Below are 6,963 nucleotides of genomic sequence, written 5' to 3' on the forward strand. Positions count from 1 at the left end.
TTGGGCGAGGATGACATAGGGTGGGCCGGGCGGTGGGTTGGCGTTGGTCTGGGGCGCGCTCGCGCCGGGTGCCAGCGCGTCGCGAACCCCGCTCCAAGGGTCAGGCGCGCGCGGTGGGCGAAACCGGTCGGCGATGGCGTAGCGGATGCCACGAAACACCATGCAGTTTGCCAGCCGCTGCCCACGCAGTTGCCCGTGGCTGGTAGTCGCAATCGGTTCGCTGGATTGCGCGGAGGCCCGCCCCGCCATCAGCAGGACGCTCGTCGCGCCGGCTGCAGTGAGCAGTCCGCGTCGCGTGGGATGAGAAGAGATGTCGCCGGGCATAAGGATATCATCGCCATCATGGGTGCTCGTTTGCGCCATTATGTGCGGCGCGACACCGAACGGGTTGTCGCAGCGTGCCCCGGCATTCGACCAGTCGAGCACAATCGGCTGCATCGGCAATAGCTGCCGCGCTTGGCCGAATGGGGCTTGGGTGGATAGTTTTCCGAACTTGATCTTTTCGCGAACTTCCGTATCCGGGGGCTACAAAATAGCGGGACGGTGCCCGCCAGGCATACGAGTGCGTGCGCACCACGGGGCCGTAGAATGGGAAGGGATCCTATGTCTGCGGCGTATCAACTATCCTCCTGTATCGAATGGCAGTTTGCCGAGGCGGGTGACCTCGCCGCGCGCGTGCGCGCGGCCAAGGCGGCCGGCTTTGCGCTGGCCGAATTCCACCTGTGGCGCGACAAGCCGATCGACGCACTCGCCGCCGCGCTCGACGAGACGGGCGTGCGGTTGACCAGCCTGTGCGTCGACCCGCGCCGCTCGATCGTCGACCCGGCCGAACGCGCGGAGATGGTCACCGCCGTGCGCGAGACGATCGCCGCGACCGCGATCCTCGGCAAGCCGAACCTGATCGTCGCCTCGGGCTTCCGGGTCGAGGGGATGAGCGAGGAAGAGCATTTCGCCAACGCCGTCACCGCCCTGCGCGCGGCGGCGGATGCCGCTGAGGAGGCGGGCGTCATCCTGCTGCTCGAGCCGCTCAACACGCAATTGTTCGCCACCATGTATCTCGTCAGCACCAAGCTCGGCCTTGATCTGGTCGAAGCGGTGGGCAGTCCGAACCTGCGCCTGCTGTACGATGTCTGGCACAGCGCCGTGATGGGCGAGGATATGGCAGAGGTGCTGGCGGGGCGTATTCATCTGGTAGCGCACGTCCAGGTCGCCGACATGCCCGACCGCAACGAGCCGGGCACCGGCAGCCTCGACTGGGCCCAGGTCACGCGCACCCTGCGCGATCTTGGCTACACCGGCGCGATCGGCCTCGAATATTTCCCGACCATGCCGATGGGCGAGTCGCTGGCCCAGTCGCAGCGGATGCTCGCCGACTGACGCCCACCGGGCCGAGCTTCCAACCGCCGTCGCCGACGGCGCATCATGTAGATGGACGACGCGATGAACATCGATCGGATTGCGATCAGCCTGGACCTGATCAACCGCCACTATCAGGAGCCGAACCGCAATCGGTTCGAGAGCCGTTATTTCTGGGAAGAACTCTATCCGCTGATCCGCGCGAGCGGCTTCCGCTCGATCGAGATCCCCTATGAGCCGGTCTGGCAGTTCGGCGGGCGCAGCGGCGTTCCGATGAACCGCTATTGCATCAACACCAAATATGAGTCGGCCGCCAATTATCGCGCCGTGCTGGCCGACGGCGGCATCGAACAGGTCACAGGCGTGACGTTCGACCCCAATTTGTTCATGCGGAACGACAATCTCGATTTCTTCTTCGGCGCGAGCGGACATTTCGCGGGTGAGGCGGTGGCACATGCCGGCGATCTGGGGGCCGATTATTTCGCGATCAGCCCGTCGCCTTATCATGGCCGCGTCGTGCATTATCACCCGGATATCGAGGAAAAGCGCGCGACCTTTACCGAGCGGACGCTCCAGTTGCTGGGCGGTTTGGCGGAAAAGGCCACTGCCGCTGGCGTCACCCTGGTGCTGCGCAATGAATATTGGAGCCTGTTCCGTGGCGAGCATGTCCTGCCCTTGCTCGACGCGCTGCCCGACAGCGTGAAGCTCGATGTCGATGTGGCGAGCCTGACGATCGCCGGCGTCGATCCGGCGGCGTTCATCGAAGCGCAGCACGGCCGCATCGGCTGCGTGCACCTGACCGACACGCAGTTCGTCGATCCGGGCGATGTGTGGAAGAGTGCAAACCCCGAATTCCCGGAACATCGCGCGACGCAGGTGTTCCGCGATCCGGGCACCGGCAATGTCGATCTCGCCGGCATCGTCGGGCTGCTCGATCGCCTCGGCTATGCCGGTCCGGTCGTGTGCAGCGCGCGCCAGACGCGCGATCCCTTCCGCGCGCTGCTGCGCATCCGCGCGCTTCTCAACAAACTACCGAATTAAGCCGGACGGAGCCTCCGCCATGCCCAATATCCGCTACGCCAATATGTGCCATTGGAAGACCATTCCGTATCGGCAGATCGACAATTTTCGCGAATTTTATTATGAGGATAAGACGAACACCGCCTATTATTCCGACTGGGACACGATCCTGAAATATCAGTCGGCGCTGGGGTTCGACGGGATCGAGATCGCACCCTGGGATCTGGCTGATATCCTCCCGCTGTTCGGGTCGCCCGAGAATTTCACCGCCTTCGCGAAGGAGCGCGGGGTCGAGGTGATCGGCATGTTCCATGGCGCCCACGCCTCGCACGACGCGGGGCATTTCGACGAAGTCGTGCGTGCCGGCCGCGAGGCGGTGGACACGATCGTCAAGTTCGGCGGCACGTACATGAACACCTGTCCGACGCAGAATTATTGCGGCACCGGGCCGCTGAGCCGGGACGAGGTTCAGCAATGCGCGAAGGCGATGAACGAAATCGGTCGCTATGCCACCGATCACGGCGTCAAGATCGGCCTGCACAACGAGTTTTTCTGTGCCATCAACATCGAGAATCATCGCGAGCTGATCGAATCGACCGACCCGAAGCTGGTCCATTACTGCATCGACACTGCCCAGATTTCGATCATGGGCGAAGATCTGCTGACCTTCTACAACGACTATCACGACCGGATCAGCACCTTCCACCTCAAGGACACCGGCTCGGCGCGTCAGCCCGACAGCGTCCGCTACGCGCGCGATCCCGAGATTACCGACGACGGCACGCGCTGGTTCTGGGAGCCGGGTCTGGGTGAACTCGATCTCAAGGGACTGTACCGGCTGCTCAAGCAGCACGCGTTCAAGGGCTGGATGTCGATCGAGTATGACGGGTCGCCCGACCTGCTCGCGTCGATGGCGCTGACCCGCTACCACCTCGATAACGAACTGCGCCCAATCTACGACTGAGAGGCTCGCTCCGCCGCCGAACTCAGGGGGCGGGGCGGGGACCGACCCATGGTTGGAATTGGATTGCCGCGGCGATCAGTCCGCTTGCGGGTAGTCGAAGCCCTTTTCGATGATGATCTCCGCGATTTTCTCGCGGCTGATCCTGATGAACGCGCTTGCGTCCTCGACCGACGGGATCGCGCTATCGAAGCGCGTCGTCAGGTCAAAAATGGCGCGGACGTCTTCCTTGTGACGACTGATCGAGTGAAAGATCCGGTCCATTCCTGCCGAAAGGGTGCGGTAGATCGCCTGTAGTTGCGGATTGCGCGTGGCCTCCGCCAGCAGATCGAAACGGCGCCGCGAGAGCCGGATCCAGTCTTCCGGGTTGAATTTGGCTTTCCCGATCGCCCGCCTGTGCTCGTGATGGATCGCATCCAACGCGGTCGCTTGTTCCGGCGTCATGCGTTCCTGGGCCAGCTGGATGATCAACGGCGACACCGCGCTCCACACCGTGAAAAAGTCGTCCACTGACTTCAATGTCAGCCCTGCCACGCGATAGCCGCGGCGGGGGATCGTTTCGACAAGGCCATCATGGTTCAGGCGGTCCAATGCCTCGCGCACCGGCATCGCTCCGAACCCGGTCTCCTCTGATATCTCTCGCTCGGTGAAGCGCATCCGGGGCGGCATTTTCAGCGACACGATCCGTTGCCGCAGCAGCGCATATGCCTGGTCCGAGAGCGACTGCTTTTGTGTGCTGCGCTCTGTCATCACGTTACTCCAGATCGGCACCGTGCCTTTGCAACCCATGCCGCCGCCAAAGCCCACTGGCAAGATTGCAACGCTTGACCAGTTCGGCGTCCATGTGCAACGGTGATATATCACGAATGCGCGAGTGTTGCCGGCTGCCTTGGCCGTATCGCCTCGCAGAGATGGGAGGGGGCAAGATGCCAAGGTCGAAAAAGATCCTCATTGTCGGCGCGGGTATCGGGGGCCTGTGCACAGGGGTGGCGCTGGCCCGGATCGGCGTCGAGGTCGACATCATCGATATCAAGCCGGACAATTCGGTGCCCGGCGTCGGATGGGGGCTGCGCACCAATGGACTGCGGGCGCTGCGCGAAATCGGGCTGCTCGAACCCACGCTCGCCCTTGGTTTTCCGACGCCGCCGCTGTCCTATTACGACCGGAACGGCCGCCATGTCGTCGATATTCCATATGGGCGCCACCTCGACGGCTTGCCGAATAACGTCCAGTTGCCGCGCCTGGGCTTTCTGGAGATGGCCAGCGCCCATGCCCTGGAGGCAGGATGCACGATCAAGATGGCGACAACGGCGGTCGACATCGAGCAGGACGTCGACGGCGTCACGGTTGAGCTGAGCGACGGATCGTCGCACCGCTATGATCTCGTGCTCGGCTTTGACGGCATCAATTCGAGCATTCGACGCTATTTGTTCGGCGAGAGATACGTCCCCACGCCCAGCGGTGGCGTGGCCTGGCGGGCTCCTGTACGCGCCCCGGACACGCTGAAGGGTGCGGTGTTCTGCCACGGTTTCGGCGGCAAGGTCGGGTTCGTGCCGCTGGCCGGCGGCATGATGTACGTGATCGTCACGCATCACGAGCCAGGTCGCCCGCGCCACGATCCCGCCGCCTTCGCCGAACTCATGTATCAAAGAGCGCGGGCGATGATGGGTGATTCCGTCTTCATGGCGGACGAGATCGAATCCCTGCGCACGGCCGCCAACGTCGCGTACACGCCGCTCGATACCGTCATAGTGCCCTATCCGTGGCATCGCGGGCGGGTGATGATCATGGGCGACGCCGCGCATGCCATGACCCCCTATCTGGGATCGGGCGCAGCGATGGCGATCGAGGACGGCGTGGTCTTTGCGCAGCTCCTGCAGAGCGACGACACGCTCTACGACGTGCAGACCAAGTTCATGGCCCGGCGCTACCCGCGCGTGAAAATCGTGTGGGATATCTCGCTGCAGATGATGCACGAGGAATTCGACTCCGCAACCCCCGAGGCGCTCGACCGACGTCTCGCGCACCTCGTGAATGAAGAGCCGGCCGCGCTCGATTACGTTCATCGCATTCTGGAAAGCGACTATTGATGACTAGAGATCATATTGCGAAGCTGTCCGTACATGCGGGTGCGTCGATCGGCCCCATGCGGAAGCTTCACGGCACGAGCGGCATCCCCGCGCCGGCCCCTGGCACCGACAGCGTTCCCGACATTCTGGATGTGTGGAAGGCCGCGCATGTGACGCTGGTCCGGTCGTATGACTGGGTGTCGCGGCTCGACACGGTCGATAACCCCACGAGCCTGTTTCCCGACTGGTCGGCCGACCCCAGCGATCCGGCGAGCTATAACTTCGCCGGCACCGACGCCTGGGTCGGGCAGGTGCGTTCGCTCGGCGCGGATATCATGTTCACCATTGCGAGCGAGATTCCGGGGAACAAGCAGCCGATCCGTGACCTCGCGAAGTATGAGCAAGTGGTCGAGAATATCGTGCGCCACTATGTATGCGGGTGGGGCAATGGGTTCGAAAACGCCATCACGCATTGGGAATTTGGCGATCAGCCCGACTTCGGCAGCCTGCACTTTTCCGGCACGCCCGAGCAGTTCTATGAAATGTATGCCGCCGCCGCGCGCGCGGTGAAGCGTGTCGACCCCGGCCTGAAGTTCGGCGGCCCGTGCATCGCATTCCCGTTGAACGACGGCCCGTTCCGCGAAGGGTTGCTGAGCTTCATCAAGGATCAGTCGCTGCCTTTGGATTTCCTGTCCTGGATGTGGTACGGCGACAACTCGCGGGATCCGCTCGATTTCCGCACGATTGCGGCAGAGGTGCGTGCGGTCGCCGACAAGCACGGGTTCAGCGATGCCAGGCTGATGCTTTCCTACTGGAGCATGACCGGCATCCCGACGGCGAAGTTCGAAGACGCCGACAATGCCGCTTTCATCGCGGCGGCCGCCGTCTACATGCAGGACTCCGCGGTCGATCAGGCGATCTTCTTTCGCGCCGATACCGGGGCCGATTTCCACTACAAGTTCCGGGATCCCGCCGGGATTTTCGAACCCGATGGCGGTGAGAATGCGCGAACGAGTGCGTTCCGTCTGGTCGGGCAAACACTGGCCACGACGGATCGTCTTGCCGCCTCGGGTGGGGACGAGAACGGATTTGCAGCGCTGGCGGGCCAGACCGCGGACGGCAACACCGTTCGCATTCTGATCGCCAACTACGCCATCCCGGACTCCTACCTCGTCGCCCGCGATCGCGATGTGTTCGAATTCCAGGTGCCGATCGGCACCGAGCGGGTGAACATGTCGCTGAACGTTCCGCCCAGACGCGTTGATGCCGGGAGCGCGGGATATACCGGCTATACGCTAGAGGTCACCGATCTCCCTTGGAGCCAGGGCCGTTACAAGGTGGCCCGGTATCGCGCGGATGCACGGCACAAGGGCGACATGCTGGGATCGTACGAAGGCGAGGGTGGCAGTGTCACCATCGAGAGCAGCCTGCCGGCGCCCGGCGTGGAGCTGATCGAGATCACGCGCATCCCGTCATAGGACGAGGCAAGGCGCGTCGAAGCAGCGTCCGCTTTCAAGAGATTGGAAGAGGGGCGGGCACCATGACCCGGATTTGGTC

Annotated in this window: 7 protein-coding genes; 5 read left to right on the plus strand and 2 right to left on the minus strand. The window is 63.2% G+C overall.

The genetic code is table 11. The annotated features are described in order from the left end of the window. A partial coding sequence (locus tag AX681_RS22930) for a carboxylesterase family protein (RefSeq protein ID WP_231735017.1) occupies window positions 1-438 on the minus strand: 438 nt, incomplete at its 3' end. Window positions 439-603: 165 nt separating this feature from the next. Here AX681_RS22930 and AX681_RS18215 point away from each other — a divergent pair. From AX681_RS18215 to AX681_RS18225, 3 genes are all read left to right on the plus strand, one after another. Beyond that, the gene (locus AX681_RS18215; protein ID WP_066682585.1) at window positions 604-1,377 is read left to right on the plus strand and encodes a sugar phosphate isomerase/epimerase family protein; all 774 of its coding nucleotides are present in this window, start codon (window positions 604-606) and stop codon (window positions 1,375-1,377) included. A 63-nt stretch (window positions 1,378-1,440) separates the two neighbouring features. Next, a complete protein-coding gene (locus AX681_RS18220; protein WP_066661886.1) occupies window positions 1,441-2,397 on the plus strand; it encodes a sugar phosphate isomerase/epimerase family protein in 957 nt (318 codons plus the stop codon). 19 nt (window positions 2,398-2,416) lie between these two features. Beyond that, complete coding sequence (locus AX681_RS18225) at window positions 2,417-3,340, plus strand: sugar phosphate isomerase/epimerase family protein (protein ID WP_066661873.1); 924 nt, start codon at window positions 2,417-2,419, stop codon at window positions 3,338-3,340. A 75-nt stretch (window positions 3,341-3,415) separates the two neighbouring features. On the opposite strand, the gene AX681_RS18230 is transcribed toward AX681_RS18225, so the two are convergent. Continuing rightward, window positions 3,416-4,087: a GntR family transcriptional regulator gene (locus AX681_RS18230; protein ID WP_197421986.1), complete on the minus strand. Its 672-nt coding sequence runs from the start codon at window positions 4,085-4,087 to the stop codon at window positions 3,416-3,418. Window positions 4,088-4,263: 176 nt separating this feature from the next. On the opposite strand from AX681_RS18230, the gene AX681_RS18235 reads away from it, so the two are divergent. Continuing rightward, on the plus strand, window positions 4,264-5,427 hold the full coding sequence (locus AX681_RS18235; protein ID WP_197421987.1) for an FAD-dependent monooxygenase: 1,164 nt from the start codon (window positions 4,264-4,266) through the stop codon (window positions 5,425-5,427). A 56-nt stretch (window positions 5,428-5,483) separates the two neighbouring features. After that, a complete protein-coding gene (locus tag AX681_RS18240; RefSeq protein WP_066661880.1) occupies window positions 5,484-6,884 on the plus strand; it encodes a GH39 family glycosyl hydrolase in 1,401 nt (466 codons plus the stop codon). Window positions 6,885-6,963 lie beyond the last annotated feature (79 nt).

The sequence above is a fragment of the Sphingomonas sp. CCH9-E2 genome (genome assembly GCF_001557215.1).
Classification (GTDB): Bacteria; Pseudomonadota; Alphaproteobacteria; order Sphingomonadales; family Sphingomonadaceae; genus Sphingomonas.

What these genes read in the sequence shown, in the direction of transcription:
- AX681_RS18220 (WP_066661886.1), top strand. Translation starts at nt 1,441, where the DNA reads ATGAACATCGATCGGATTGCGATCAGCCTGGACCTGATCAACCGCCAC.
- AX681_RS18230 (WP_197421986.1), bottom strand. Translation starts at nt 4,087, where the DNA reads ATGACAGAGCGCAGCACACAAAAGCAGTCGCTCTCGGACCAGGCATAT.
- AX681_RS18225 (WP_066661873.1), top strand. Translation starts at nt 2,417, where the DNA reads ATGCCCAATATCCGCTACGCCAATATGTGCCATTGGAAGACCATTCCG.
- AX681_RS18235 (WP_197421987.1), top strand. Translation starts at nt 4,264, where the DNA reads ATGCCAAGGTCGAAAAAGATCCTCATTGTCGGCGCGGGTATCGGGGGC.
- AX681_RS18215 (WP_066682585.1), top strand. Translation starts at nt 604, where the DNA reads ATGTCTGCGGCGTATCAACTATCCTCCTGTATCGAATGGCAGTTTGCC.
- AX681_RS18240 (WP_066661880.1), top strand. Translation starts at nt 5,484, where the DNA reads ATGCGGAAGCTTCACGGCACGAGCGGCATCCCCGCGCCGGCCCCTGGC.